Source organism: Clostridia bacterium, from assembly GCA_017410375.1.
Classification (GTDB): Bacteria; Bacillota; Clostridia; order RGIG6154; family RGIG6154; genus RGIG6154.
Genome location: JAFQQW010000016.1, coordinates 75,079 through 100,134, shown reverse-complemented (window position 1 = coordinate 100,134; position 25,056 = coordinate 75,079). Strand labels below are relative to the sequence as shown.

The window sequence follows — 25,056 nt, the reverse complement described above, 5'->3', positions numbered from 1 at the left end:
ATGTATTTTTTTGTTATAAATATTTAAGTTTAATTTCTGAATTGTTTTGGCGCAACACCATATTTATTTTGGAAAAGGGTATAAAAGGTGCTGATATTTCCGAATCCCGCTTCATAACAGATATCTGTGACTTTTAAATTTGTACTTGTAATCAGATTCACCGCATAGTTCAGGCGTAAATCGTTTATGTATTCACTCAAGGTTACTCCAAAATATTTTTTTACACATCTTGCAAGATGTTCTTGCGTTTTTCCGCTTAGTTCCACCATCCTTTTAATTCCGACAGTGAAATTCTCAGGCTTTTTCATTTTATCACATGTAATATCCAGCCACAAAGGAACTTCATTTTTTGTTTCTGATGCATTGTTAATAAAGTGTTTTGCAAATACTTCCAGTAAAAAAGTTCGGATTTTCAACTTTTTTGATTGAATATCTTCCTGCTGAAACGCATTAAAGGAATCGATTTTCTTCATAAAGCTTTGAACTTCGTTAACTGTCAGCCTCGCTGTGGGCGGAAGAAATGACGTGATAAATTCTGCAGTGTCTGTTACGTTTTTCAAGTATGAAAACATTCCTTCGATGATTTCCGGGTCAAGCGCAACATTTACAAACTCATAATTCTTTTCGTTTTGATATACATACAAATGTTTATCGGACGGCCGGATAAAAACAAGACAGCCCGGCACTAACGATTGATTTTTACCATTTATATAATGCTTGATTGTACCGGAAACAGTTAAAAAGATTTCATAGTAGTCATGATCGTGGTATGTGAACCTTTCCGTTTCCCCATAAACTCTGCGGATTAAAAAGCCCGTTTCCGGGTTGGTATGCCACTCTTTTAAATTTCTCTTCAGAACATATGTTTTTTGTGTGTTTTGAGACAAATCCACCACCATCCTTTATATAAATATCATTATACCATAAAAAATATATCAAGTCAACGAAAGAAATGCCGGCTTAAATGTGATATACTAAAAACGAAAGGTGGAATGAATATGAATTTTACTTACAAAAAAATCGAGAAAATTGTTAAAGTTCTCGGCGAATTACTAACAATTCAGAAAACGCCTCTTGAAACTTGCTTAAAACTCGAAACCGGTTACAAAAAAGAAAAAAGATGTCCTGTTGCAGATGAATCCTGGGATGCACTTGCGTTCGGAGATTTTTTTGACGGTGTGGATAAGCATTACTGGGTGTATTCAAAGCTTGCAACGCCTCCAAAGACATCACCGAGACACAAAATTTATTTTGATTTAAGAACCGGCCGTGAAGGGCAATGGGATTCTTGCAATCCTCAAGGTTTGTTGTTTTTAAATGGTGAAGCAGAGCAGGGGATGGACATGAACCACACGGATGCCGAACTTGAATTTGATAAAGAGTACGACTTGCACTTATATTTCTATACCGGCATGGCAGGTGGGAAGTTTATTTTTGAGCCTTCTGTTAAAATTGTGGACGCTTCGGTTGAACAGCTTTATTATGATATCCGCGTGCCTTTCGAGTCGCTTTCCTGCATGGACGAAACGGATGATAATGCAGTACTGACTGCAAAATATCTGGAAATGGCATGCAATCTTCTGGATTTGCGTGTACCATATTCGGAAGAATTCTATGCTTCAATTGATAAAGCGATTAATTTTCTGAAAAACGAATACTATGAAAATAAAGATGTATGCGGTAAGAGTGATTATGAGGTAACCTGTATCGGGCACACCCATATTGACGTGGCGTGGCTCTGGACACTTGATCAGACCGAAGAAAAGGCGCAACGTTCTTTTGCAACTGTTTTAAAGTTGATGGAAAAATATGATGAATATAAATTTATGTCCTCACAGCCTCAGCTTTATGAATATGTAAAAAAATACGAACCCGAGCTGTATGAAAAAATCAAACAGCGTGTAAAAGAAGGACGCTTTGAACCCGAAGGTGCAATGTGGGTTGAAGCAGACTGTAATTTATCCTCCGGCGAAAGCTTAATCCGACAGATTATGTTCGGTAAGAAATTTTTCAAAGACGAATTTGATGTAGACAGCAAAACACTTTGGCTTCCAGATGTGTTTGGTTATTCTGCAGCATTGCCTCAGATTTTGAAAAAGTGTGGCGTAGACAAATTCGTAACCTCCAAAATCAGCTGGAATGACACCAACCAGTTGCCTTATGATGTTTTCATGTGGGAGGGTATTGACGGCACACAGATTTTCACCGCATTCATTACGGCGCAAAATTATCAGCCTCAAGGCGAACGTTATACCACCTATGTTTGTGACATCACACCGACCATGACAAAAGGAACAAGGCAGAGACTGCAACAAAAAGCATATACCAAACGCAGCATGATGACCTTTGGCTACGGTGATGGTGGCGGCGGTCCTGTTCGCAGAATGTTAGAGTTTCACAGACGCTTAAAATACGGCATTCCCGGTATACCGAAAACAGTTATTGAGAATCCGACTGAATACCTTACCAAGCTTAAAGCTGATTTCGACAAAGCTTCCTGTGATTTGAAGAAGATGCCCAAATGGGTGGGCGAGTTGTATCTGGAATTTCACCGTGGTACCTATACATCTATTGCTAAAAACAAAAGAAACAACAGAAAATGTGAGCTTCTGTACCAGACCGCAGAACAACTTTCTGCCATTACAAATCGTTTGAAAGGTGAAGCCTATCCGCAGGATGTAATCAATGCAGGTTGGAAAACCATTCTTTTAAACCAGTTCCATGACATCATTCCCGGCTCTTCCATTGAAGAGGTATATAAAACCTCTGACAAGCAGTACGCAAAAATTGCCGAGGACGGAAATGCTATTTTGCAAAAAGCGTACGACACCATTGCAAAAGGTGTGGAAAAAGGCGTTGTTGTGTATAATCCCAACGGCTTTGAAACAGACGGCTATGTAAATGTGGACGGTAAAATTGTTTATGCTGAAAAGGTTCCGGCGAACGGCTGGAAAACATTTGACGCACTTTCCTGTGATAATACTGTCAAAGTCGGAGAAAGAACAGTTGAAAACAAGTATTTTGTTGTAAAACTGGACGAAAAAGCAAACATCATTTCTGTTTACGATAAAGAATTGGAGCGCGAGGTTGTGGAATCGGGCAAAGCAGCGAATGTGATTCAGGCATTTGAGGATTTGCCGTACAACTATGATAACTGGGAACTTTCTCCGTACTACAAGCAGAAAATGTGGAGTGTGGATAATGTAGAAGTATTTGAGCCCATTACAGATGGTGCACGCGCAGGCTTTAAAATTGTTCGTAAATTCTTGAGCTCTACTATTACACAGCATATGTTTTTGTATGAAAATTCCAGAAGAATTGATTTTGAAACAGTTGTTGACTGGAAAGAAAAGCATATTGTACTCAAAACAGCCTTTCCGGTAAATGTGCATACAGACAAAGCAGTTTATGAAACACAGTTCGGATATCTGGAACGTCCGACTCATGAAAACACGCCCTATGATGCGGCAAAATTTGAAGTTTGTGCGCACAAATTTGCCGACATTTCAGAAGATGATTACGGTGTAGCACTGTTAAACGACTGCAAGTACGGTCATAACACCGAAGGGAATGTTTTAAAGCTTACCATGCTGAAGGCTGGTACCTATCCGAACGAAGCGGCAGATATAGAAGTGCATTTTTTCACTTATAGCCTTTATCCCCACGCAGGTAACCATAAGCAGGGCGAAGTTGTGCAAAATGCGTATCTCTTAAATAAACCGCTTGTTGTGTTTAAAGCTTTGGGCGACGGTAGTCTTGCTTCAGAGTTCAGCATTGTTTCCTGTGATAAGAAAAATGTGATTATTGATACCGTGAAAAAAGCAGAAAACAGTGATGCAATTGTTGTTCGTGCGTATGACGCATACAACAGGCGCGGAAAAGCGGAATTCACCTTTGGTTTTAATATCAAAAAGGCATACCTTTGCGATATGCTGGAAAATAAACTTTCGGAAATTCCTGTTCGCGATAACAAGATTGAACTGAATGTTTCTACCTTTGAAATTGTAACTTTAATGGTTGAATAAGCCAAAAAGCACCGCTTACTGCGGTGCTTTATTTTATAATTGACTTGTTAGAAAAAATATGATACAATTATTCCGAAACAGGGATCGCAGGAGATGCTTTGCAGATGCCTAACTTAACAAAAAGGAGAAAATGATATGAAGATTTCAGTCAGTTCGTATTCATTTCATCAGTACATCCGACAAGGAAAACTGACACAGCTTGATACAATTGATGAAGCGAAGAAAATTGGTCTTGAGGCTATAGAGTTTACAGAGTTAAATCCAAAAGAAGGATATACACTTGACGATCAGAAGGAATACGCATTAAAGCTTAAAAAACGCGCCGACGAGCTTGGCATGGATATCAATGCGTATACCATCGGTGCATCTCTTTATTGCAAAGGAGAAAATGCTGAACAAGAAATCAACCGTTTAAAGGGACAGCTGGATGTGGCAAAAATTTTGGGCGCAAAAGTACTCAGACACGATTCCACTTTTACATTCGGCAACGATAAAGACGGCAGAAGCTATAAGCTGATGCTCCCGACTATTGCAGAAAATACAAGAAAAATTACGGAATACGGTCAGTCGCTCGGTATCAAAACCTGCACGGAAAACCACGGATACATATTCCAGGACAGTTACAGAATGGAAGAGCTTTTTAATGCTGTGAATCATGAAAATTTCGGTCTTTTGGTGGATATGGGCAACTTTGTATGCGCAGATGATGACAATGCTCTGGCGGTTTCTCGTCTCGCGCCTTATGCAGTTCATGTACATTGCAAGGATTTCTTCATCCGCTCCGGAAAAGATGCACATCCGGGAGCAGGCTACGGCATGACCAGAGGCGGAAATTTCTTTAAAGGTTCTATTATCGGTCAGGGATGTGTTCCTGTAAAACAGTGTCTGCGTATTTTAAAACGTGCCGGATATGATGGCTATGTTTCCATAGAGTATGAAGGGGCAGAGGATTGTATTCAGGGTATCACTACAGGCTTCAACAATTTAAAACGCTATATTTCGGAAATTGAAAGCGAATGCTGAATGATTTAACCGCAATGTTTTGCATTGCGGTTATTTACATTTTTGCATATTTATGATATAATGAATAAAACAGCAGGGAGGAATGAAATTGGAAAGAGCAAGCGGTGTTTTAATGCACATTTCATCTCTTTACGGTGAGTATTCATCGGGTGCTTTCGGAAAAGAGGCAAAAGAATTTATTGATTTTCTGTCCGATTGCGGATTTAAATATTGGCAGGTTTTACCTTTTACTATGGTGGATGAGTGTAATTCGCCATATAAATCTTATTCTGCTTTTGCAGGTAATCCGTATTTCGTGGATTTAAACACTTTGTATAAAAAAGGATTATTGTCGAAAGAGGAGCTTGATGCGCATAGACAAAATACACCTTACGGTTGTGAATATGTTCGTTTGTTCCATACACGTTTTAAGCTTTTGAAAACCGCAGCACTTCGCATAAAAGACAAAAGTGCAATCAAGGATTTTATCGAGTCTCATCCTCATATTGCAGATTTTTGCAAATTCATGGCATTGAAAGAAGCAAACGATAATACGGAATGGTATGCCTGGGAAAAAGATAGCTGCGACGAAAATATTTTATTTGCATGGCAGTTTATCCAATATGAGTTTTTCAATCAATGGAGCGAAATAAAAGCTTATGCGAACAGCAAAGGAATAAAAATTATCGGTGATATCCCGATTTTCGTAGCGTATGACAGCTGTGATGTGTGGGCAAACAGGAAATTATTTCAGTTGGATGAAAAAAATGTTCCTAAATGCGTTGCAGGAGTTCCGCCGGATTATTTTTCGGAAGACGGTCAGCTTTGGGGCAACCCTTTATACGATTGGGATGTTATGGCAAAAGACGGCTATAAATGGTGGCTCGACCGCATGAGTTTGATGCTTGAACTGTTTGACGGCGTACGCATTGACCATTTCAGAGGGTTAGAGGCTTATTACAGCATTCCGTACGGTGCCAAAACAGCGAAAGACGGAAAATGGGTTAAAGGTCCGGGCAAACCGTTTATTGATGCAATTAAGAAGCTTGCCGGCGACAAACTGATTATTGCAGAAGACTTAGGTGATATTACCAATGAGGTGATTGAGCTTGTAAACTACAGCGGGTTCCCGGGCATGAAGGTATTCCAGTTTGCTTTTTTATCGGACGGAGATTCACCGCATAAACCGCATAACTATGTAAATAACAGTGTCGCATACACAGGCACACATGACAACAATACCCTTTTAGGATACATCTGGGAATTGGATGATAACACACGCAAAGAGGTTTTGGATTATTGCGGATTCACCGAAGCTGATTGGGATAAGAGCTACGACAGCATTATCAGAACGGTGTTTGCAAGCAATGCAGGACTTGTAATTTTACCCATACAGGATTTACTTGGGTTTGGTTCGGATACACGCTTAAACATTCCGGGGAAAGCAGACGGCAATTGGCAATACAGAATCACAAAAGAACAGCTTGATTCCATTGATAAACAAAAATACCGTAAGCTGAACAAATTGTTTAACAGATAGGAGTCTCAATATGACTGAATCGCAAAGAGTTCTTGCCTCCAAAAAAATCAGTAAAATTGACTGGAATAAGTGTATTGAACCAATACACTTGAAAACATATTGGTGCAGAGTGGCATTTAATCAGTTTGAAACATGGAACTACAAACAACACAGGCACTCCTTTTTTGAACTACATCTATGTCTTAATGGGATGGGTGAATTCGAAATTGACGGCAAAATATTAAACACGTCGAAAAATACTTTTATCCTGATTCCGCCTAACAAATCACATCGCTTTACAAATGCTTCAGATGATTTTGAAAAATTTGTCTGGGGTTTTGCGGTCGAGGATCATAAAATATCATCATCACTTATTCACAGCGCTAAAATTGCATGCGTTAAAAAAATGCCAGAACCAGCGATAATCATGGTTGAGAGTATATTAAAGTGTGCGACGGAAAACTATTTTGAAAGTTATAATTTTTCACAAAATTGCCTGTACAATATCTTTGTGCAACTTACGGATGTAATTGCAGATGTTCGAAACACTTCGATTGAGCCGAAAATGAAAAACGGCACACTTACAAGTCATGTCAGAAAATATATCCGTGACAATCTTTTAAACGACATGCGTTTTTCGGATGTCGCAGAAAATTTTTTCATGAGCGAAAGACAGTTGAGTCGTATTTTTAAAGAAGAAACGGGCATGACGTTCCGTGAAATAAAAGCACAAATTCAAGCAGAACAAATAAAAAAATTACTATTAGAAACAGAGTTTACTTTATCTGAAATAGCATCTCAAACGGGCTTTTCAGACCGATATTCCCTAAGCAAATTCTTTAAAAAACAAGAAGGTATGACACCTGCTGAACTTAGAAGTGCCATAAAAAAATAGATGTCCGTTTCGGACATCTCAGCGTGTCGATAAACCTATCGACACGCTGTCAGAGTGCGAAAAAGGAAGTTATATTTTGTCAATTTGAATTCGTCGGCGTACAGAGGTACGGTAGAGTTCAAATTGACAAAAAGCAAGAAATGGAGTGGAATCCTCGATGGATTCCGCTCCATTCAACATCTGTTCAAACCGGAGATTCTTCGCTTCGCTCAGAATAACAAATAGTTCTTTGCTTGCGGTAGAACGACTTTTTCGACAGTCTGAGATGTCCGTTTCGGACATCTATTTGTCGTTTAAAGCTATTTTCTAACATCTTTCAATCTGCTATACTAAGATTGAAAGGAGATGTTTTTATGTTTGAAATTCCAAATGGTGTTTACCCGACCATGATAACCCCATACAAAAACAAAGAGATTGATTTTGATGCGGTTGCAGAATTAGTGGATTTTTACGTTAAAAACGGGTGTTCCGGTGTTTTTGCGGTTTGTCAATCCAGCGAAATGCAGTTTTTGAGCTTAAAAGAACGTGTGCAACTTGCCAAAGCGGTTGTTGATGCATCAAATGGCAGACTCAAGGTTGTTGCTTCCGGTCATTGTGCAGATTCAATCGAAGCACAAGCCGAAGAAATGGATAGAATTTCCGAAACAGGCATTGATGCATTTGTTTGGGTAAGTAACCGCTTAGATTTACACAATGACGGTGACGCAATCTGGATTGAAAATGCAGAAAAACTTTTGGAAAAATCTTTAAATAAATCGATTCCGCTCGGTATTTATGAATGTCCTAAACCTTATAAGCGGTTACTCACGACTGAAATATTTAAATGGTGTCTGACGAAAAAACGTTTTGCATTTATCAAAGATACGTGCTGTGACCCTGAATTGTTATCCGAACGCCTTGGATTGTTAAGAGGAACAACTTTAAAGCTTTTTAATGCAAACGGACAAACCTGCCTGCATGCGTTAAAACAGGGCGCAAGCGGTTATTCAGGTATTATGGCAAATTTTCATCCCGATTTATATGTCTGGCTTTGCCAAAATTTTAAAGCATATCCCGAAAAAGCAGAAGTGTTATCGAATGCACTCAGCATGATGGCGTTTACTGAAAATCCTGCATATCCATGCACTGCAAAATATCATCTGAATCAATATGCGGTCGTTATGGATGCATATGCAAGGAGCTGTGATGAAAAGCAATTAACAAAATATCAAAAGCTTTGCGTCACACAAATGCATGATTTGTGCGAAATAATCAGAAAAGATTTTTTAAAGGAGTATTGATATGAAAAAACATATAGGTTGGAGCTACACACCTTTTAAACCGCTTCTTTCCGACTGTGGAGATATTTATATTTCGCGTGTTGCGCCCGATGTGGACAAAATTGAACTAAGCTGGCTTCCTGTTGATGGGAAATGTGCAGTTTTTTACAGAAAAAAGCATGAAACTGTATTTCAAAAGGCGGGAGAAACAGTAAAAAATCATTTTGTAATCAACAATCTGACTGAGAATGAGGAATATGCTTTTTATGTAACATGCAATGAGAAGAAAAGTCTTGTACGTCTTGCAAGATGCGGTGCGTTCGAGGGGGATGTGGTTGTAAATTACTTACACCCGGAAGACAACGCATACTATTTCTCGGGACAGTATCTTTGCAGTCCATCCATTGTTCGGCACCCCGAAGGATTTTTGCTTGCGTCCATGGACTTGTTTAAAGGAAATTATCCACAGAATTTAACATTGATATATCGTTCGGACGACAACGGTAAATCCTGGCAATATGTAAGCGAACTTTTTCCGGCTTTCTGGAGCAAAATGTTTATTTACCAGAACGAGCTTTATGTTCTGGCGGTTTCTACAGAGTATGGAGACTTACTGATTGGTAAATCGGTTGACGGCGGAAAAAGTTTTACAGAGCCTGTTGTGTTGTTCAGAGGCTGCAACGGAAAGAATGAAAGCGTAGGCGTTCATAAAAATCCGCAACCGGTGGTAGAATTTAACGACAGAATATGGAATACCATGGAGTGGGGTTCCTGGGGCGCAGGATATCATGCTGCAATGGTCATGTCGGCGCCCATAGGCTGTGATTTACTGAATCCGGAAAACTGGATGTTCAGCGAGCCGGTTAAATATAATCCGGAGTGGGTTGGCGTTGCCAAAGGTCCAAGCACAGGTAACATAGAAGGCTGCCTGGTTGTAAAAGACAATCAGCTCTACAATGTTATGCGTTACGACATGCGTAAAACAGAGCCGTGCTACGGGCTTGCTGTTGTATATAAGGTGGATACAGAAAATCCCGAGAATCCTTTGAAATACGAAAAATGCATACAATTTCCGGCTAACCACTCTAAATTTGTAATCAAATTTGATGAACGGACAGAAAAATATTATACAATTGCATCCCGCATTATTGATGCAGAGCATAAAACCGCAAGAACCCTTTTGTCTTTGATGTCTTCTTCTGATTTAGAAAACTGGGTCGTGGAAAAAGATGTTATCAATATGCTGGACAAAAACCCCGATAAATACGGCTACCAGTATGTGGATTTTGAAATTGAGGGCGATGAAATTATTTTTCTTTGCAGAACCGCAACCAATGGCGCACAAACCTATCACGATACAAACTACATTACATTCAACAGAATAAAAATAGAATAAAAGAGCGGTTATTCCGCTCTTTTATTCGTATTTTAACATTTCATCCTTACGAAATTGGGTGGGTGTTGTATGTAATTCCTTTTTAAAAACAGCATTAAAATATGCTTGCGATGAAAAGCCTGTTTTGAACGCAACCTCTTCTACAGACATCTGTGTAAAAGACAATAAATGCTTCGCTCGCGACAATCGGACTTCCAGTAGATAATCGTGTGGTGTTTTTCCGGTAAAAGCCTTGAAAAGATTATGGAAGTAAATCGGACTTAAGTTTACACAACCTGCAATTTCTTTTAAAGATAAATTCTGATTATAATTCTGATTTATATATTGCTGTGCGCGCAAGAGTGTATTTTTATCATACCGGACTGAAGTTCTTTGAATTCTTGTTGCATCAGTACAAAGCATATAAAGCAGTTCATATATTTTGCTGTTGATGTATAAGTTGCTTGCCACAAATCCGCCATCCATTGCATTTAAAATTTTAAATAAAATATCATGGTATCTTTGCTCGCCGCTGATTTCAAAAAAATCAGGAAGTGCGTTTATTTGTGACTCAAGTACTTCGTTTTTAAAATTCAGATGAATATAATTGCATTGGAAATGGAGCTTGCTGTGTCGCATTTGTCCGGGCTTCGCGAGCAGAACAAATCCTTTTTGAATCGGATGTGCAACCCTGTTAATATAAGAGATGCCGTTTCCTTCTGTAAAAATTTCAATTTCGTAGCATGTAACAAGACGGTCGACGGTTTCTGCACCGGTTTCATTTTTAAATACGATGTTGCTGTCGAAAAAGCCTGCTTTAATGATTTCAAAATCCATACCAATCACCTATAAAGTAAGATTTCTAAAAAAATAAATAAGAATTTAAATAGATTTTTTGTTTATTTTATTGTATTCTAACATTAGAGCGTTAAATTGTCAATAATAATTATTTTATAATTCAGTAACGAAAGGATGTTTGTTGTGGACCGTTTAATTAAAGTCGGTAAAATTAAACCGAAAAAATCAACCGAAGTTAAAGCGTCAAGAATCGGCATCGGATTTGAAAAACTTGACCGAAATGTTTTTGATCCAAACAAAGCTTATGACCCGGTGGGTGAGCTTGGCATCAAATGGGTGCGCTTGCAATCAGGCTGGCAAAGAACAGAACGCGAAAAAGGCGTATATGATTTCAAATGGCTGGATGATGTAGTAGATAATCTCATCAAACGCGGTTTAAAGCCGTGGCTTTGCTTGTGTTACGGCAATGATTTATATACAGAATCTGCTAAAAATGTTTTTGGCGCCGTTGGATGTCCTCCAATTCATACAGAAGAGGAAAAAACAGCATGGAAAAACTATGTTTTAGCTACAGCTCAGCACTTTAAAGGACGTATTGATTACTATGAGGTATGGAACGAGCCTGACGGTTTGTGGTGTTGGAAACATGGTGTAAACGCAACCGAACTTGGCAAATTCACACTTGCAACTGCCAAATTTGTAAAAGAAGCTGACTGCAACGCAAAAGTGGTCGGCGGTGTGACATGTAAATTTGCAACAAAATACCTGAACGAAGCATTTCAAACCGGTATGGGTACATACTTAGATGCAATTTCTTATCACGAATACACTTCGGACGAAACCGAGGTTTTAAACAAAGTGCGCGCATACAGAGCTTTGGCGCACAAATATAACCCGAATATTGAAGTTGTTCAGGGCGAATCCGGTTCACAATCCAAGCGTGGCGGTAACGGCGCGCTTCATTGGATGGCATGGACACCTGAAAGACAAGCAAAACAACTTGCACGTCATACCATGGTAGATTTAATATCGGGTGTTAAATTTACATCCTACTTTTCCACAATGGATATGATTGAAGCATTAAACGGCTTAAACAGCGATAAATCCAGCTATCAGGATTACGGTTATTTTGGCGTTTTAAGTGCAGATTTTGATGAGAACGGTTTTGCAATTGGCAGTTACAGCAAAAAGCCCTCCTATTATGTGCTGCAAAACATCGCTTCACTTTTTAGCGATGATATTACAAATGCTGACCTGCCATTACTTGTTATGCCATCAAGATTTGACGATAACACTTATGAAATGTCTGTTTCGGAATTCGAAATGCTGTCAGGTGGTTTTGAAAAAAATGGTTGTTATGCATACGCCTACTGGAAACCTACAAACATCATGACAACATCATTTATGGGGTCTGTATCCATTGAAGCCTCCAGCATGGGCGAGGAAGTATATCTTGCAGATGTTATGGACGGTACGGTGTATGAAATCCCTGAAGAAATTAAATCGGTTTCCGATGACGGTACGGTAATTTTAAAGAATTTACCGGTAAAAGACACACCGCTCGTTCTGTTATTTGGCAAAGATTTTATTGATTTTGAATAAAGGAGTGTTTTGTAAATATGAAAATTACATGGCTTGGACAAGCAGGATTCTTATTTGAAACCAACGATTTAACAATTATAATTGACCCGTATTTATCTTCAAGTTGTGAAAAGCTTAACCCCTTAAGTTACCGTAGAAAACCCGTAGACGAATCTTTTTTGAAGATAAAACCCGATGTAATCATACTTACGCATAACCACTTAGATCATGTGGATCCCGAAACGCTTAAGTATTATTTGGATAACGATTCAGGTGTACTGGTGCTAGCACCCGAGGCCGCCTGGAGTGAAGTTCGTAAATTCGGACACAATCACAATTATGTAAAATTTAACCGCCACACCGAGTGGACGGAGAAGGGCGTGAAATTCACCGCTGTCAAAGCAGAACACTCGGATATTCATCCGATTGGCGTAATTGTTGATGATGGTAACAAAAAATACTACATAACAGGGGACACACTTTACAATACAGATATTTTTGATGACATTCCTGATGACATCTATGCGTTGTTTGTGGTGATGAACGGCAAAGGGAATAATATGAATCAGCAGGACGCAGAGCGCTTTGCTGAAAAAGTACAGCCACAAATAGCCGTTCCGACTCATTGGGGCTTGCATGACGAGTTATATCCAACAAATTTTAAGTATAAAAGGGTAGTGGTACCCGAAATTTACAAAGAAATTGTATTGGAGGATTAAAAATGAAAGTTACAGACGTAAAAACCTTTGTGGTAGATTGTTTCAGAACCAACTGGGTGTTTGTGAAGGTGTACACTGACGAGGGTGTTGACGGTGTTGGTGAGGCTACCCTTGAATACAAAGAAAAAGCTTTGGTTGGCGCAGTTGAACATATCAAAGAATACTTAGTCGGCAAAAATCCTTTTGAAATCGAGAAGCATTGGCACACCATTTACAGAGATGCATACTGGCGCGGCGGTGCGGTTTTGATGTCCGCACTTTCTGCAGTGGAAATGGCACTGTGGGATATTTTAGGCAAAAGCTTAAATGTTCCGGTTTACCAGCTTTTGGGCGGCAAAATGAACGAAAAGGTACGCATTTATGTAAATGGTTGGTTTGCAGGCGCAAAAGAACCGGAAGAATTCGGCGAAAAAGCGAAAATTGCCGTTCAAAGAGGTGTAACTGCCATGAAATGGGATCCGTTCGGCAAAAACTACTTAAGTATTTCCAACCGGGAACTGGATAAAGCACTTCGGTGTGTTGCAGCAGTGCGTGAAGCGGTTGGTCCTCAGGTTGATTTGCTGATTGAAGGCCATGGTAGATTTGATATTGCAACCGGTATTAAAATTGCAAAGGAATTAGAGCAGTTTAAACCTATGCTTTTTGAAGAACCCACACCGCCGGACAGCATTGATGCATTATTAGAAGTGAAGAAAAAATCTCCCGTTCCGATTTCTGCAGGGGAACGTGCATACACCAGATGGGAATATCAAAGATTCTTGGAAAAACGTTGTGCCGATTATATTCAACCTGACATTAGTCATGCAGGTGGTATTGGTGAATTGCGTAAAATCGGTGCAATGTCAGAGCCTTACTATGTTGGCTTTGCACCCCACAACCCCAGCGGTCCGGTTGCAAACGCCGCAACACTTCAGCTTGCAGCCTGCAGTCCGAATTTCAGTATTTTGGAAATTATGTATTCGGATGTGGACTACCGTAAGGATATCACAAACGAAGATTTGAAATATGAAGATGGATTTATGTTTATTCCGGACAAGCCGGGACTTGGCATTGAAATTAATGAAGAAGAATGCTTGAAGCACCCGTATCAACCGCATACTTTAAGACATTATACGGGGGCGCTTACCGACATTCGCCCTGCGAAAACTGAATTTTATTTTTAAGGAGTATATAAAATGAAAAAATTTGAAATAGAAGGACACGAGCCGAGCTTTTTGCCCGAGGGTGAGTGGAAACTGGTTTGGGCAGATGAATTTGATGGTATCGAATTAGACCGTACCAAATGGGATTTTCGTTTAAATTTCTGGGGCAAACTCTTTGAAGCTTATACCGATCAGGGTATCGTTTTAGACGGAAAAAGTCATATTGAATTACATAGAACAGAGCGGAACGGCTGTTATGTTTCTCCGCAATTACAAACCGGTTCCAATTCTTTTGACATTCCTAAAGGAGGAAGCGACAACCCTTGGGGACAGGATGAAATCTGGCCGCTCGGTATTCTGGAAGAGCCTAAGTTTGTACACCGCTTCGGATATTATGAATGCCGTTGCAAATTCCAGAAAGACCCCGAAACCATGTGGAGTGCATTCTGGACACAGTCACCGACAATTGGCGCAAGATTTGAACCGGAATGGTGTGGTGTGGAATCGGACATCATGGAACACTTTGAACGTGGCAGAGGCTCAACTGGCAACATTATGGGCGGTTACGGCATTCAATACCACGAAGATGGTCGCGTGCGTTATGATCTGAAAGATACCGAAGATGGATGGCATTACTTTGGTATGGACTGGCAACCGGACGGCTATGTATTCTATTGCGACGGTGAAGAAATTTCAAGATGCAGCGAACACGTTTCCCAAGTACCGCAGTTTATTTTGTTGACGACTGAAGTGCAAGGGTATCGCTCGAAAGAAAAAGTAAAAAAACTGCTAGGTCAAGGAGGAAAAGTGACTGAAAAAGCCCCCTATGAGATTGATGGTGATTTTGTCGATGATGCATTTATCGTGGATTTCGTCAGAGTATATGATAAAGTGAAATGAGGAAAAATATGAAAACAGTTTTAATAACAGGTGCGTGCATCAATACCGGTGTGGCAATTGTTGAAAAGTTCGCGACAGAAGGATATCATGTTGTCTTCACCGGCAGAAATGCAGAGAAGGTACATGCAAAAGAAAAAGAATATCAGGAAAAGTTTCCGAATGTAAATATATACGGATATCATATCGACTCGCTTTTAAATGCATATACGGTGGATGAAACGTCTGTCGAAGCTCTTTTTTCTGACTTGGATTCTAAAGGGATTTTTGTAGAAACACTTGTTTTAAATGCTGCCGACCAAGGGTTAGGGATTGAGGCTCTTTCAAATCCGCTTACCGACTTTATGCGTGTTATAAATACAAACATGGTCTGGAATTATTGCTTAAGCGAACACGCGGTTAAACGGATGAAAGCGCACGGTGGCGGAAATATTATTTTTATAAATTCAAACACTGCATACCGTGCGATTCCGAACCGCATTGCGTATTCAGCATCCAAAAGCGGACAACTCGGTATGATGCGTGCTATGGCATTGGATTTTGGAAAATACAATGTTCGTGTTAACGCGGTCCTGCCCGGTATGATTAAGACGGACAGATGGGAGAAAAATCCCGAGTTTTATGCAAAAGTTCCTTCACGATTCACACCGTTAGGTGATGTGGCAATAGGCGAGGATGTAGCAGATGCTGTGTGGTATTTTGCGGCACATGCCCGAAACACCACGGGTGCAGAGCTTGTGGTTGATGGCGGGAACACCATTCAACTTTATCCTATTATACCGGAATAAATAGCCTTTGTAGTGCGTCGGATATATACCGACGCACTACATGTTGAAAAAAGTTAAAAAAATTCAAAAAAACTCTTGACTTTAAAGTAAATTAGTGCTATAATTATTCATGTTTTCGAGGTGTGGCTCAGTTTGGTAGAGTGCTGCGTTCGGGACGCAGAGGTCGCAGGTTCAAATCCTGTCACCTCGACCATAAAAAAGTGTTCACGACTCTCGATGTGAACACTTTTTTATTCTTTTTTAGACAAATGGAGTTTTTATCCTTTTTGGATAATTGGTTCAGCAGTGAAAGGATGATTTTAATGAGCAATGAAAGAAGAGTTGGTACGGTTTCACGCGGTATCCGTTGTCCCATCATCAGAGAAGGGGATGACTTGGTAAAAATTGTTTCCGAAAGCGTTTTGGGAGCAGCCGAAGCAGAAGGTTTTGAGCTTCGAGACAGAGATGTTATCGCTTTAACAGAATCTATTGTAGCACGTGCGCAGGGCAATTACGCTTCTGTTGATGATATTGCGCAGGATGTACGCACTAAGCTTGGTGGTGAGACTGTTGGCGTTATTTTCCCGATTCTTTCTCGTAACCGTTTCGCCATTTGTTTAAGAGGTATTGCACGTGGTGCAAAGAAAATTGTGCTTATGCTCAGCTACCCTTCGGATGAAGTGGGTAACGAACTTGTAAATTTAGACAAAATTGATGAAGCAGGTATAAATCCTTATTCCGATGTACTTTCTCTTGAAAAGTACCGCGAATTGTTTGGCGAAAACAAGCACGAATTTACAGGTGTTGATTATGTAGAATACTACAGCAGCATCGTTCGTGAAGAAGGTGCTGAAGTTGAAATTATTTTCGCAAACCAGCCGAAAGCAATTCTGGATTATGCCGATTGTGTTTTAACCTGCGACATCCATACCAGAGCAAGAACAAAGCGTATTTTAAAAGCTGCAGGTGCAAAAATCGTATGTGGTTTGGATGATATTATGACTGCTTCTGTTAACGGCAGTGGCTGCAACGAAAAATACGGACTTCTCGGTTCTAATAAATCCACCGAAGAAAAGATTAAACTTTTCCCCAAGGAATGCAAAGATTTAGTTGTTGCAATTCAGGACAGCATTTTAAAAGAAACCGGAAAACATGTTGAAGTTATGGTTTACGGCGATGGTGCTTTTAAAGATCCGCAGGGTAAAATCTGGGAATTGGCCGATCCGGTTGTTTCTCCTGCATTTACGGATGGACTTATTGGTACACCAAACGAAATTAAGCTTAAATACCTGGCTGATAACGATTATAAAGATCTTTCGGGCGAAGAACTTAAAAAAGCGATTTCCGAAAGTATTCGTTCCAAAGAGAGTAACTTGGTGGGCAACATGGCATCCCAGGGCACAACCCCAAGACAGCTCACCGATCTTATCGGCTCACTTTGTGATTTAACCAGCGGATCCGGTGACAAAGGTACACCTGTCATCCTGGTTCAGGGTTACTTTGATAATTACACAAACTGATAACAGTAAAAAAATAAGACGGACAAATGTCCGTCTTATTTTATTTTATTTCAAAATTCTGTTTTTATATTTTTTCGAAAAGCCGATACAAATGGATGCACCCAGCAGAGCAATCAATCCCCAGATTACAATCGTAAAGGTCCAGCCGAAGTTTTCGCAAAGAACGGCAATACCATACGCCGATAGTGCGCTTCCAACGTATGTGCAGGCGTTGAGTACACCTGAAACCGTAGAGATGTTACCGAATTTTTTAAAATTCATCGGAAGAATGCAAACCATAACCCAGTTTGCGCCATGCATTGTGCCGGAAAGACAAGCAGAAAATAACACGGATAAAACCACGCTTTTTCCGTTTGAAAGCAACAAACAAAGGGTTGAAGCTACACCAATCATAAAAATGATGCCAACATATAAAAGCGGATTTTTCTGAAACTTTTTTCGATAAATTATTGAAGTAAGCTGAATAGAAAAAATTCCGAAAATAGGCAAAATCGCACCCGTAAGAATCGAAATTTTACTACCCAGGTTAAAGGATTCCGAAATAAAAGTCGGCATCCAGGTTGTGATCCCATCTCTTAACGAGCCTTGCAGGGCGATAGCAACCATTACAAGTACCATCATGATTGAAAAAATCGGATGTCTGCCGATGTAATTTTCCGAAGAAATTTTTTCCTGCGGAACAACTTCTTTCTTTTTGGAAGTGATTTTAGGGCAGAATTTACACCAGAGTAAAAACATCACGATTGCGCAGCCGGCAGTCACATAAAACACTTGTCTCCAGCTTGCCAGCATAATGATTGCCGGGGCAATCAGATAGATTGCTATTGTACCAAAATTTCCGCCGAAAGATATGTAGGTTGTTGCTTTCGCGTATTCATCGGGTGTAAAAATTTCAGATGCGATGCGTACAAGAGGCGGCCACATAAATGCCTGCGCAAAACCGTTCACGCACCAGATAGCCGTCATCTGATAAGGAGATGTGCAAAACGGAATCAGTAAATTCATTGTAGCGGTTACCAAAAATGCATATCCGATTAAATTTTTAGGTTGAAAGCGGTCGCCTAAATATCCGCTGATAACCTGACCTATACCATAGGTTATAAAACTTCCGGTTATAGCAAGAGATAACAATTCCTTAGAAATCTTTTCAACCTCTTCGATGTTTGCGATTACTGCACCGTAATTGATTCGCGTAATATAGCTTGTAAAATACATTAGGGTGAACAAAATAACGTATGGCAGAAACTTTTTGTTTTTTTCAGGCATCACGATGTCTCCTTTGTGTTCTATAATGTCTATTTCACCCGTGATTATACCATATTTAAAGAGGCAAGTCAATCTGTTTTTTTAGGAGAAATTAATTAAAACTTGCCTTTTCAGGTTCGTTTTTTCAACAAATTACAATGATTTTTTGTAAAATTCTATTGACTTATTTCAAAAAATTTAGTATTATATATATAATGATTTATTTTTGAAGGAGTAAACATATATGGTATCAAAAGTCGTTATTGTTCAGAACCAGGTTGGATTACATTCAAAGCCTGCCACTTGTTTTATACAGAAAGCGAATGAATTTAAAAGTACGATCTGGGTTGAACGGAATGAGCGACGTGCAAATGCGAAAAGCCTGCTCGGTGTTTTGTCCTTAGGTGTAATCAAAGGTACTGAAATTAAGATTATTGCTGACGGTCCGGATGAACAGGAAGCACTTGACGGTGTTTGTACATTGGTATCCAATGATTTTTTTGAATAATATTTGTTTGCCCGCTTATCAAAGTGGGCAATATTTTTTAAAGGGGTGATTTACAATGGTGGATAAAAAGTTTTTGCACAGTTTACCGCAAAATCCGGGCGTTTATATTATGTATAATGCGGACAATAAAATCATCTATGTCGGCAAAGCAAAGAATTTAAAGAACCGTGTAAATCAGTACTTTGTAAAAAACAGCAACCATACCGAAAAAGTGCTGGCTATGGTTTCGCATATTGATCACATCGAGTATATTTTAACGAATTCTGAAATTGAAGCGCTGAATTTAGAGTGTTCCCTCATTAAAAAGAATCGCCCTAAATACAATATTTTACTCAAGGATGATAAAGGATATCCTTATATTAAAATTACCAACGAACCATACCCGCGCGTTATTTTGGCACGTCGTGTGGAAAATGATGGTGCAAAATATTTCGGACCGTTTATAAGCGGTCTGAACGTAAAACAAATTATAGATGCTTTTAACAAGCTTTTTCGTTTGCGACAATGCTCAAAGCTGACAGAGCGCGAAAAGCCTTGCCTGAATCACCATATTAAAATATGTGACGGACCTTGTATCGGCGCAATCACCAAAGAAGAGTATGCTCAAAAAATTGCCTTTCTTGCAGATGTTTTGAACGGAAAACCCGATTTGTTTTACAAAATGCTAAAGGAAAAAATGTATGAAGCGTCCGAAAGCCTGAACTTCGAGCTCGCTGCGGACTACCGTGATAAATTAAGTGCGCTTGAACACATTATGGAAAAACAGTTAGTTGTATCGGTTGGTAATGAAAATGAGGATGTTGTGTATCTGTATAAGGAAAACGACAGACTTTGCATACAGCTTTTGTATATTCGTGGTGGAAAACTTACGGATAAGCAGGCTTTTTTCATGAACAACACCAAAAACGAAGAAGATGCCGAGATTATGCGCGCCTTTTTATTACAATATTACCAGACCTTCGATATCCCTAAAAAAGTATACCTGTCATGCGATATCGCGGAGGTAGAGGAAATGGAAAAATTCCTAAGCTTGCATCGAGGGAACAAGGTTTCTATTCATATGCCACAACGGGGAGATAAAGTTCGTTTTCTGGAAATGGCAAAAAAGAATGCGGTTGAGGCCATGCGGTTAAAATACCGTAAAGAAGACAAAAACAAAGAGAAAAAAGAAGCGATCGAACAAATTGCTTATTACCTGGAATTGTCAACCCTTCCGCAACGAATCGAAGCGTATGACATCTCCCATACGTCAGGCAGTGAAGTGGTAGCGTCCATGGTTGTTTTTCAGGACGGTGTTCCCGCAAGGGGACAATACAGAAAATTCAAGATGAAAACATCCCTTAAAAACGATGACTATGGTGCAATGCGTGAAACATTGGAACGCAGATTTAAATATTTAAATGATCCGGACAATAAAAAATTCGGCACTGCACCGGATTTGATTTTTGTGGATGGCGGTGTCGGCCAGGTGCATTCTGCAAAAGAGATTGCAGAACAATTCAATGTCGGAACACCGATTTTCGGTATTTTTAAAGATGATAAACATAAGACGAACGGCATAACAAACGGGGAACGGACATATGAAATTCCGCGCGGAACAAAGAGTTTTTCGCTTATTACCGAAATTCAGGACGAAATGCACAGGGTGGCAATTACGTATCACCGGTTGTTGCGTCGAAAGAAAAATTTGGAGAGCGAAATGCAAACTATCCCCGGAGTGGGCAAAAGTCGTTACAACGCTTTGATGCAACGGTTTTCAACCGTTGACACCTTAAAAAAAGCAACCGTCGAAGAAATTGCTGAAGTAAAAGGAATTAGCTATTCTTTGGCAGAAAAAATCAAAGAATTTTATGAAACAAAAAAGTGAAGCAATTGCTTCACTTTTTCATATTCTCCAAAATAATTTGTCGAGCTTCTAAAGCAGACTCTTTTGTTGCCGGTAAAACATCTTGCAAAGGATAGGGAATGCCAAGTTCCTCATATTTTTTTACACCCATCGTATGATACGGAAGAACTTCTAAAGCTTTTACATTTTGTAATTCCGAGAGAAAAATCCCCAGCTTCTTTAAGTCGTCCTCCGAGTCTGTGTGCCCCGGAACGAGTACATAGCGGATTTGAACATCCACCTTTATTTCAGAAAGAAATTTTGTAAAATTCAACACATTTTTATTGTCAAAACCGCATAATTCTTTATGTTTTTCAGAATCCATCTGCTTGATATCCAAAAGAACAAGGTCTGTAACGGACAGCAACGCCTCATACGCATTTTTATTTGAAGTGTCAAACAAAACACCGCTGGTGTCTAAAGCTGTATGCACACCGATTTTTTTTGCCGCCGAAAAGAGTGCGGTTACAAATTCGATTTGCATCAGTGGTTCTCCGCCGGAGACGGTTATGCCACCATTTTTATAAAAAGCAAGGTTCTTTTTCAGTTTATCTATAATCTCGGTAACTGTCATTTCGGTTCCGTCATTAATAGCCCATGTGTCGGGGTTATGACAGTATTTACACCGCATAGGACAACCTTGCAGAAACACAACAAAACGTATGCCGGGACCGTCAACCGTTCCGAAGGTTTCGAGAGAATGGATTCGACCGGTTTTGTTACATGTGTTCATGGAATGTTCTGGAAATAACTTCATCCTGTTGTTCACGGGTCAGCTTGTGGAAGTTTACTGCGTAGCCCGAAACACGAACAGTAAGCTGCGGGTATTTTTCCGGATGCTGTTGAGCATCCAATAAAGTTTCTCGGGTAAAAACATTTACGTTCAGGTGGTGCCCGTTGCTTTCAACATATCCGTCAATCATGGAAGCTAAGTTTTCAATCTGTTGTTTGGTAGGTTTGCTCATTCAAATCATCCTTTCGTTTTATTATTCATCATCTGAAAAATGCTCGTTAGGAATTCCACAAGCATTTTTGCCGTCGTTGCATTCATTATAGCTTTTTGTGGTAAAAACCGTCTGGGAGTTATTTTTAAAGTCTAAATCTACATGCCCAACACCCTCCGAAAAGAGGCTGTCCAATTTGTTTACAAGGTCTTCAATGTGCTTTTTATCAGTCATGGTTATACCTCAGTGCTGTCATCGTAATAGATTTCAATATCTTCTTTTCCCAACGCATCAGGAATAACGGAGAAGGTGTTTGAAATACCGTCCTGTGCATCGCTGAAGGAAAGCTTTGCGACAGAAGCAAGACTCGCTACAGCACCGTTTTTATCGCGCCCATGCATTGGGTTAGCGCCCGGGGCGAACGCCTGGCCTGCCTTTCTGCCGTCAGGGGTGGGGCCTGTGTTTTTGCCATACACAACATTTGAAGTGATGGTCAGAATAGACGTGGTCGGGATACCACCGCGGTAAGTGTGGTTGCCTTTCACATAGCTCATGAATGTGTGTACAATGTCTCTCGCAATTTCATCCACGCGGTCATCATCGTTTCCGTATTTCGGGAAATCGCCTTCGGTGACATAGTCAACAACAACACCGTTTTCATCACGGACTGTTTTTACTTTTGCGTATTTAATTGCCGACAGGGAATCGGCAACTACAGACAAACCTGCGATACCGGTTGCGAACCAGCGGGTCACTTTTTTGTCATGGAGAGCCATTTGTAATCTTTCATAGCAATATTTGTCATGCATATAATGAATGATGTTCAGCATGTTTACATAAACCTGAGCCAGCCATTTCATCATATCGTGGAATTTTTCCATAACTTCATCATAGTCAAGATATTCTGTTTCAATCGGTCGGAATTTCGGGCCAACCTGCTTTTTGCTGATTTCGTCAATACCGCCGTTGATTGCGTATAATAAGCATTTTGCTAAATTCGCACGCGCGCCGAAAAACTGCATTTCTTTGCCGACACGCATGGAAGATACGCAACAGGCAATTGCATAATCGTCACCATGGGTTACACGCATTAAATCGTCATTTTCGTATTGTACAGAGGAAGATTCGATAGATGTTTTAGCACAAAACTCCTTAAATTTTTGTGGCAGGCGAGTGGACCAAAGTACCGTGAGATTTGGCTCGGGTGCGGTACCTAAATTATGGAGGGTGTGAAGATATCTGAAAGACATCTTTGTAACAAGAGGTCTTCCGTCAATGCCGACACCGCCGATGGATTCAGTTACCCATGTGGGATCGCCTGAAAACAGAGCGTTGTACTCGGGGGTACGCGCAAATTTTACTAAGCGAAGCTTCATAACAAAATGGTCAACCATTTCCTGAATTTCGGTTTCTGTGAAAACACCGTTCTTTAAATCGCGTTCTGCGTAAATGTCAAGGAATGTTGATGTTCTGCCAAGTGACATTGCTGCACCGTTTTGTTCCTTGATTGCAGCAAGGTAACCAAAGTACAGCCATTGGATAGCTTCTTTAGTGTTTTTTGCAGGACGACTGATATCAAACCCATAGATTTCGCCCAGTTTTTTCAATTCTTCCAACGCGCGAATTTGCTCGGACAATTCTTCGCGGTCACGAATAACATCGGAATACATTATGATTCGTGTGCTGTCTTTTTGTTTGATTTTATCCTGTATCAGGTGATCAACGCCGTAAAGTGCTACACGTCTGTAATCGCCGATAATACGACCTCTTCCGTAAGCGTCCGGAAGACCTGTAATGATATGGCTAGAACGACAAGCACGCATTTCGGGTGTATATGCATCAAAAACACCTGCGTTATGTGTTTTTCTGTGCGTTTTGAAAAAATCGCTGATTTCAGGATCAATCTGATAGCCATTATCGGCACACGCTTTTTCTGCCATTCGGATACCGCCGTAGGGTTGGAGCGCGCGCTTAAAAGGTTTGTCAGTCTGAAAACCCACAATTTTTTCTTTTGTTTTATCTAAATAACCCGGTCCATGCGAGGTGATGCCCGAAATAATTTTCGTATCCATTTCCAGTACGCCGCCGGCTTCCTGTTCTTTTTTACTAAGATCCATAACCTGTGCCCAAAGGGTATTTGTGTCTTCAGTTGCTTCGGTTAAAAAAGAATCATCACCTTCGTAAGGGGTATAATTTTTTTGAATAAAATCACGGACGTTTATCTCTTTTTGCCAGATGCCGTCTATAAATTCTTTCCATGCTGTTTCCATGTTTATCCAACCTCCCGGACACGCAAAAAATACAATACCTTGTTATTGTTTATTATAACACAGACAATCTGTTGTGTCAATACATCAGCATCCGTTTTTCTTCTTTTTTTGACATCAAGTAAAAGGATTTTATGATTAAGTTATATGTCGAAATTTTACAATTTCGGCACCCGTCATCGCACCAACTTACTAAAAACGATTATCAATCGTTTTCTTAACGTTCGTTGCCCTCTTAGGGTTCAAGTCCCGCAAAACAAAAAAGTCACCCTCATTGGGTGACTTGGTGTGAGTGATGTTATAGGATTTATTTTAAAATGCAGTAATAGCAAGGGTTTTGGTAAATACTTTAAATGAAATATCTTGCTTTGCTCGATATAAAATAATTTACTGCGTAAATTGTGAAATAGAAAACTTTGTTTTCTGTGAAATGAAATACGCCTTTAACATTTGCAAAGCAAATATTTCACAGCGAAGCTATTTCATGTTGCGTAGCAATATTTCACACGCCGTCAGGTGTATTTCGTTGAAAAAGCGACAGAAATCTGTCGATTACTGTCGCTTTTTCTGGTGTGGATATTGTTATAGGATTTACGCAAAAACACAGTTATATCAATGCTTTCAGCCGTCATAAATTCGTATTAGCTAAATTTTGCAATAAATTGCAAAGCGGAATTATTGCTTCGCAATAGCTAAATTGTTTCTAAC

21 protein-coding genes and 1 tRNA gene are annotated in these 25,056 nt (G+C 39.8%); 15 read left to right on the top strand and 7 right to left on the bottom strand.

Going from position 1 to position 25,056, the window contains the following annotated elements; genetic code table 11:
* Positions 1–29 precede the first annotated feature (29 nt).
* Positions 30–887: an AraC family transcriptional regulator gene (locus IJE10_02485; GenBank protein ID MBQ2966974.1), complete on the bottom strand. Its 858-nt coding sequence runs from the start codon at positions 885–887 to the stop codon at positions 30–32.
* A gap of 111 nt (positions 888–998) precedes the next feature.
* On the opposite strand from IJE10_02485, the gene IJE10_02480 reads away from it, so the two are divergent.
* From IJE10_02480 to IJE10_02455, 6 genes are all read left to right on the top strand, one after another.
* On the top strand, positions 999–4,025 hold the full coding sequence (locus tag IJE10_02480) for an alpha-mannosidase (GenBank protein ID MBQ2966973.1): 3,027 nt from the start codon (positions 999–1,001) through the stop codon (positions 4,023–4,025).
* Positions 4,026–4,160: 135 nt separating this feature from the next.
* The gene (locus IJE10_02475; GenBank protein ID MBQ2966972.1) at positions 4,161–5,048 is read left to right on the top strand and encodes a sugar phosphate isomerase/epimerase; all 888 of its coding nucleotides are present in this window, start codon (positions 4,161–4,163) and stop codon (positions 5,046–5,048) included.
* 82 nt (positions 5,049–5,130) lie between these two features.
* Complete coding sequence (malQ, locus tag IJE10_02470; protein MBQ2966971.1) at positions 5,131–6,567, top strand: 4-alpha-glucanotransferase; 1,437 nt, start codon at positions 5,131–5,133, stop codon at positions 6,565–6,567.
* Between the two features lie 10 nt (positions 6,568–6,577).
* Positions 6,578–7,441: a helix-turn-helix transcriptional regulator gene (locus IJE10_02465; GenBank protein MBQ2966970.1), complete on the top strand. Its 864-nt coding sequence runs from the start codon at positions 6,578–6,580 to the stop codon at positions 7,439–7,441.
* 353 nt (positions 7,442–7,794) lie between these two features.
* The gene (locus IJE10_02460; GenBank protein ID MBQ2966969.1) at positions 7,795–8,721 is read left to right on the top strand and encodes a dihydrodipicolinate synthase family protein; all 927 of its coding nucleotides are present in this window, start codon (positions 7,795–7,797) and stop codon (positions 8,719–8,721) included.
* Position 8,722: 1 nt separating this feature from the next.
* Positions 8,723–10,096, top strand: a complete 1,374-nt coding sequence (locus IJE10_02455) for a hypothetical protein (GenBank protein ID MBQ2966968.1) — start codon at positions 8,723–8,725, stop codon at positions 10,094–10,096.
* 21 nt (positions 10,097–10,117) lie between these two features.
* Here IJE10_02455 and IJE10_02450 read toward each other — a convergent pair whose 3' ends face one another.
* Positions 10,118–10,912 carry a helix-turn-helix transcriptional regulator gene (locus IJE10_02450; GenBank protein ID MBQ2966967.1) on the bottom strand — a complete coding sequence of 265 codons (795 nt, stop codon included), beginning with the start codon at positions 10,910–10,912 and terminating at the stop codon, positions 10,118–10,120.
* Positions 10,913–11,056: 144 nt separating this feature from the next.
* Here IJE10_02450 and IJE10_02445 point away from each other — a divergent pair, with 144 nt between their 5' ends.
* The 7 genes from IJE10_02445 to IJE10_02415 all read left to right on the top strand — a co-directional run bounded on the left by IJE10_02445 (position 11,057) and on the right by IJE10_02415 (position 17,499).
* Positions 11,057–12,475: a beta-galactosidase gene (locus IJE10_02445; protein MBQ2966966.1), complete on the top strand. Its 1,419-nt coding sequence runs from the start codon at positions 11,057–11,059 to the stop codon at positions 12,473–12,475.
* A gap of 17 nt (positions 12,476–12,492) precedes the next feature.
* Entirely contained in the window at positions 12,493–13,173 is a 681-nt protein-coding gene (locus IJE10_02440) for an MBL fold metallo-hydrolase (GenBank protein MBQ2966965.1), read from the top strand.
* Between the two features lie 2 nt (positions 13,174–13,175).
* Positions 13,176–14,336 carry a galactonate dehydratase gene (gene dgoD, locus IJE10_02435; GenBank protein MBQ2966964.1) on the top strand — a complete coding sequence of 387 codons (1,161 nt, stop codon included), beginning with the start codon at positions 13,176–13,178 and terminating at the stop codon, positions 14,334–14,336.
* 12 nt (positions 14,337–14,348) lie between these two features.
* Positions 14,349–15,215: a glycoside hydrolase family 16 protein gene (locus tag IJE10_02430; protein ID MBQ2966963.1), complete on the top strand. Its 867-nt coding sequence runs from the start codon at positions 14,349–14,351 to the stop codon at positions 15,213–15,215.
* An 8-nt stretch (positions 15,216–15,223) separates the two neighbouring features.
* On the top strand, positions 15,224–16,000 hold the full coding sequence (locus IJE10_02425) for an SDR family oxidoreductase (GenBank protein ID MBQ2966962.1): 777 nt from the start codon (positions 15,224–15,226) through the stop codon (positions 15,998–16,000).
* A gap of 116 nt (positions 16,001–16,116) precedes the next feature.
* Positions 16,117–16,193: transfer RNA gene (locus IJE10_02420), tRNA-Pro, on the top strand.
* A gap of 109 nt (positions 16,194–16,302) precedes the next feature.
* Positions 16,303–17,499 carry a coenzyme F420-0:L-glutamate ligase gene (locus tag IJE10_02415; protein MBQ2966961.1) on the top strand — a complete coding sequence of 399 codons (1,197 nt, stop codon included), beginning with the start codon at positions 16,303–16,305 and terminating at the stop codon, positions 17,497–17,499.
* A gap of 45 nt (positions 17,500–17,544) precedes the next feature.
* On the opposite strand, the gene IJE10_02410 is transcribed toward IJE10_02415, so the two are convergent.
* Positions 17,545–18,765 carry an MFS transporter gene (locus tag IJE10_02410; GenBank protein ID MBQ2966960.1) on the bottom strand — a complete coding sequence of 407 codons (1,221 nt, stop codon included), beginning with the start codon at positions 18,763–18,765 and terminating at the stop codon, positions 17,545–17,547.
* A gap of 223 nt (positions 18,766–18,988) precedes the next feature.
* Between IJE10_02410 and IJE10_02405 the strand changes: the two genes are divergently transcribed.
* Both IJE10_02405 and uvrC read left to right on the top strand, forming a co-directional pair.
* Positions 18,989–19,252 carry an HPr family phosphocarrier protein gene (locus tag IJE10_02405; protein MBQ2966959.1) on the top strand — a complete coding sequence of 88 codons (264 nt, stop codon included), beginning with the start codon at positions 18,989–18,991 and terminating at the stop codon, positions 19,250–19,252.
* 55 nt (positions 19,253–19,307) lie between these two features.
* Positions 19,308–21,119: an excinuclease ABC subunit UvrC gene (gene uvrC, locus IJE10_02400; GenBank protein MBQ2966958.1), complete on the top strand. Its 1,812-nt coding sequence runs from the start codon at positions 19,308–19,310 to the stop codon at positions 21,117–21,119.
* Between the two features lie 10 nt (positions 21,120–21,129).
* On the opposite strand, the gene pflA is transcribed toward uvrC, so the two are convergent.
* From pflA to pflB, 4 genes are read right to left on the bottom strand one after another with little or no spacing between them, the layout of a single operon-like run.
* Positions 21,130–21,870 (bottom strand): pyruvate formate lyase-activating protein, encoded by a 741-nt coding sequence (gene pflA / locus IJE10_02395; protein ID MBQ2966957.1) that lies wholly within the window; start codon positions 21,868–21,870, stop codon positions 21,130–21,132.
* The gene (gene grcA, locus IJE10_02390) at positions 21,857–22,102 is read right to left on the bottom strand and encodes an autonomous glycyl radical cofactor GrcA (protein ID MBQ2966956.1); all 246 of its coding nucleotides are present in this window, start codon (positions 22,100–22,102) and stop codon (positions 21,857–21,859) included. The genes pflA and grcA overlap by 14 nt, the downstream gene beginning before the upstream one ends.
* 21 nt (positions 22,103–22,123) lie before the next feature.
* On the bottom strand, positions 22,124–22,315 hold the full coding sequence (locus tag IJE10_02385; GenBank protein ID MBQ2966955.1) for a hypothetical protein: 192 nt from the start codon (positions 22,313–22,315) through the stop codon (positions 22,124–22,126).
* Between the two features lie 2 nt (positions 22,316–22,317).
* Positions 22,318–24,351, bottom strand: coding sequence for a formate C-acetyltransferase (pflB, locus tag IJE10_02380; GenBank protein MBQ2966954.1), 2,034 nt, complete (start codon positions 24,349–24,351; stop codon positions 22,318–22,320).
* Positions 24,352–25,056 lie beyond the last annotated feature (705 nt).

Bases quoted from the DNA above. Each gene is read 5' to 3' on its own strand.
- IJE10_02460 (MBQ2966969.1), top strand. From the start codon at position 7,795: ATGTTTGAAATTCCAAATGGTGTTTACCCGACCATGATAACCCCATAC.
- dgoD (MBQ2966964.1), top strand. From the start codon at position 13,176: ATGAAAGTTACAGACGTAAAAACCTTTGTGGTAGATTGTTTCAGAACC.
- IJE10_02385 (MBQ2966955.1), bottom strand. From the start codon at position 22,315: ATGACTGATAAAAAGCACATTGAAGACCTTGTAAACAAATTGGACAGC.
- IJE10_02480 (MBQ2966973.1), top strand. From the start codon at position 999: ATGAATTTTACTTACAAAAAAATCGAGAAAATTGTTAAAGTTCTCGGC.
- IJE10_02440 (MBQ2966965.1), top strand. From the start codon at position 12,493: ATGAAAATTACATGGCTTGGACAAGCAGGATTCTTATTTGAAACCAAC.
- pflB (MBQ2966954.1), bottom strand. From the start codon at position 24,351: ATGGAAACAGCATGGAAAGAATTTATAGACGGCATCTGGCAAAAAGAG.
- IJE10_02425 (MBQ2966962.1), top strand. From the start codon at position 15,224: ATGAAAACAGTTTTAATAACAGGTGCGTGCATCAATACCGGTGTGGCA.
- IJE10_02415 (MBQ2966961.1), top strand. From the start codon at position 16,303: ATGAGCAATGAAAGAAGAGTTGGTACGGTTTCACGCGGTATCCGTTGT.
- grcA (MBQ2966956.1), bottom strand. From the start codon at position 22,102: ATGAGCAAACCTACCAAACAACAGATTGAAAACTTAGCTTCCATGATT.
- IJE10_02410 (MBQ2966960.1), bottom strand. From the start codon at position 18,765: ATGCCTGAAAAAAACAAAAAGTTTCTGCCATACGTTATTTTGTTCACC.
- IJE10_02450 (MBQ2966967.1), bottom strand. From the start codon at position 10,912: ATGGATTTTGAAATCATTAAAGCAGGCTTTTTCGACAGCAACATCGTA.
- IJE10_02465 (MBQ2966970.1), top strand. From the start codon at position 6,578: ATGACTGAATCGCAAAGAGTTCTTGCCTCCAAAAAAATCAGTAAAATT.
- pflA (MBQ2966957.1), bottom strand. From the start codon at position 21,870: ATGAACACATGTAACAAAACCGGTCGAATCCATTCTCTCGAAACCTTC.
- uvrC (MBQ2966958.1), top strand. From the start codon at position 19,308: ATGGTGGATAAAAAGTTTTTGCACAGTTTACCGCAAAATCCGGGCGTT.
- IJE10_02455 (MBQ2966968.1), top strand. From the start codon at position 8,723: ATGAAAAAACATATAGGTTGGAGCTACACACCTTTTAAACCGCTTCTT.
- malQ (MBQ2966971.1), top strand. From the start codon at position 5,131: ATGAAATTGGAAAGAGCAAGCGGTGTTTTAATGCACATTTCATCTCTT.
- IJE10_02405 (MBQ2966959.1), top strand. From the start codon at position 18,989: ATGGTATCAAAAGTCGTTATTGTTCAGAACCAGGTTGGATTACATTCA.
- IJE10_02475 (MBQ2966972.1), top strand. From the start codon at position 4,161: ATGAAGATTTCAGTCAGTTCGTATTCATTTCATCAGTACATCCGACAA.
- IJE10_02430 (MBQ2966963.1), top strand. From the start codon at position 14,349: ATGAAAAAATTTGAAATAGAAGGACACGAGCCGAGCTTTTTGCCCGAG.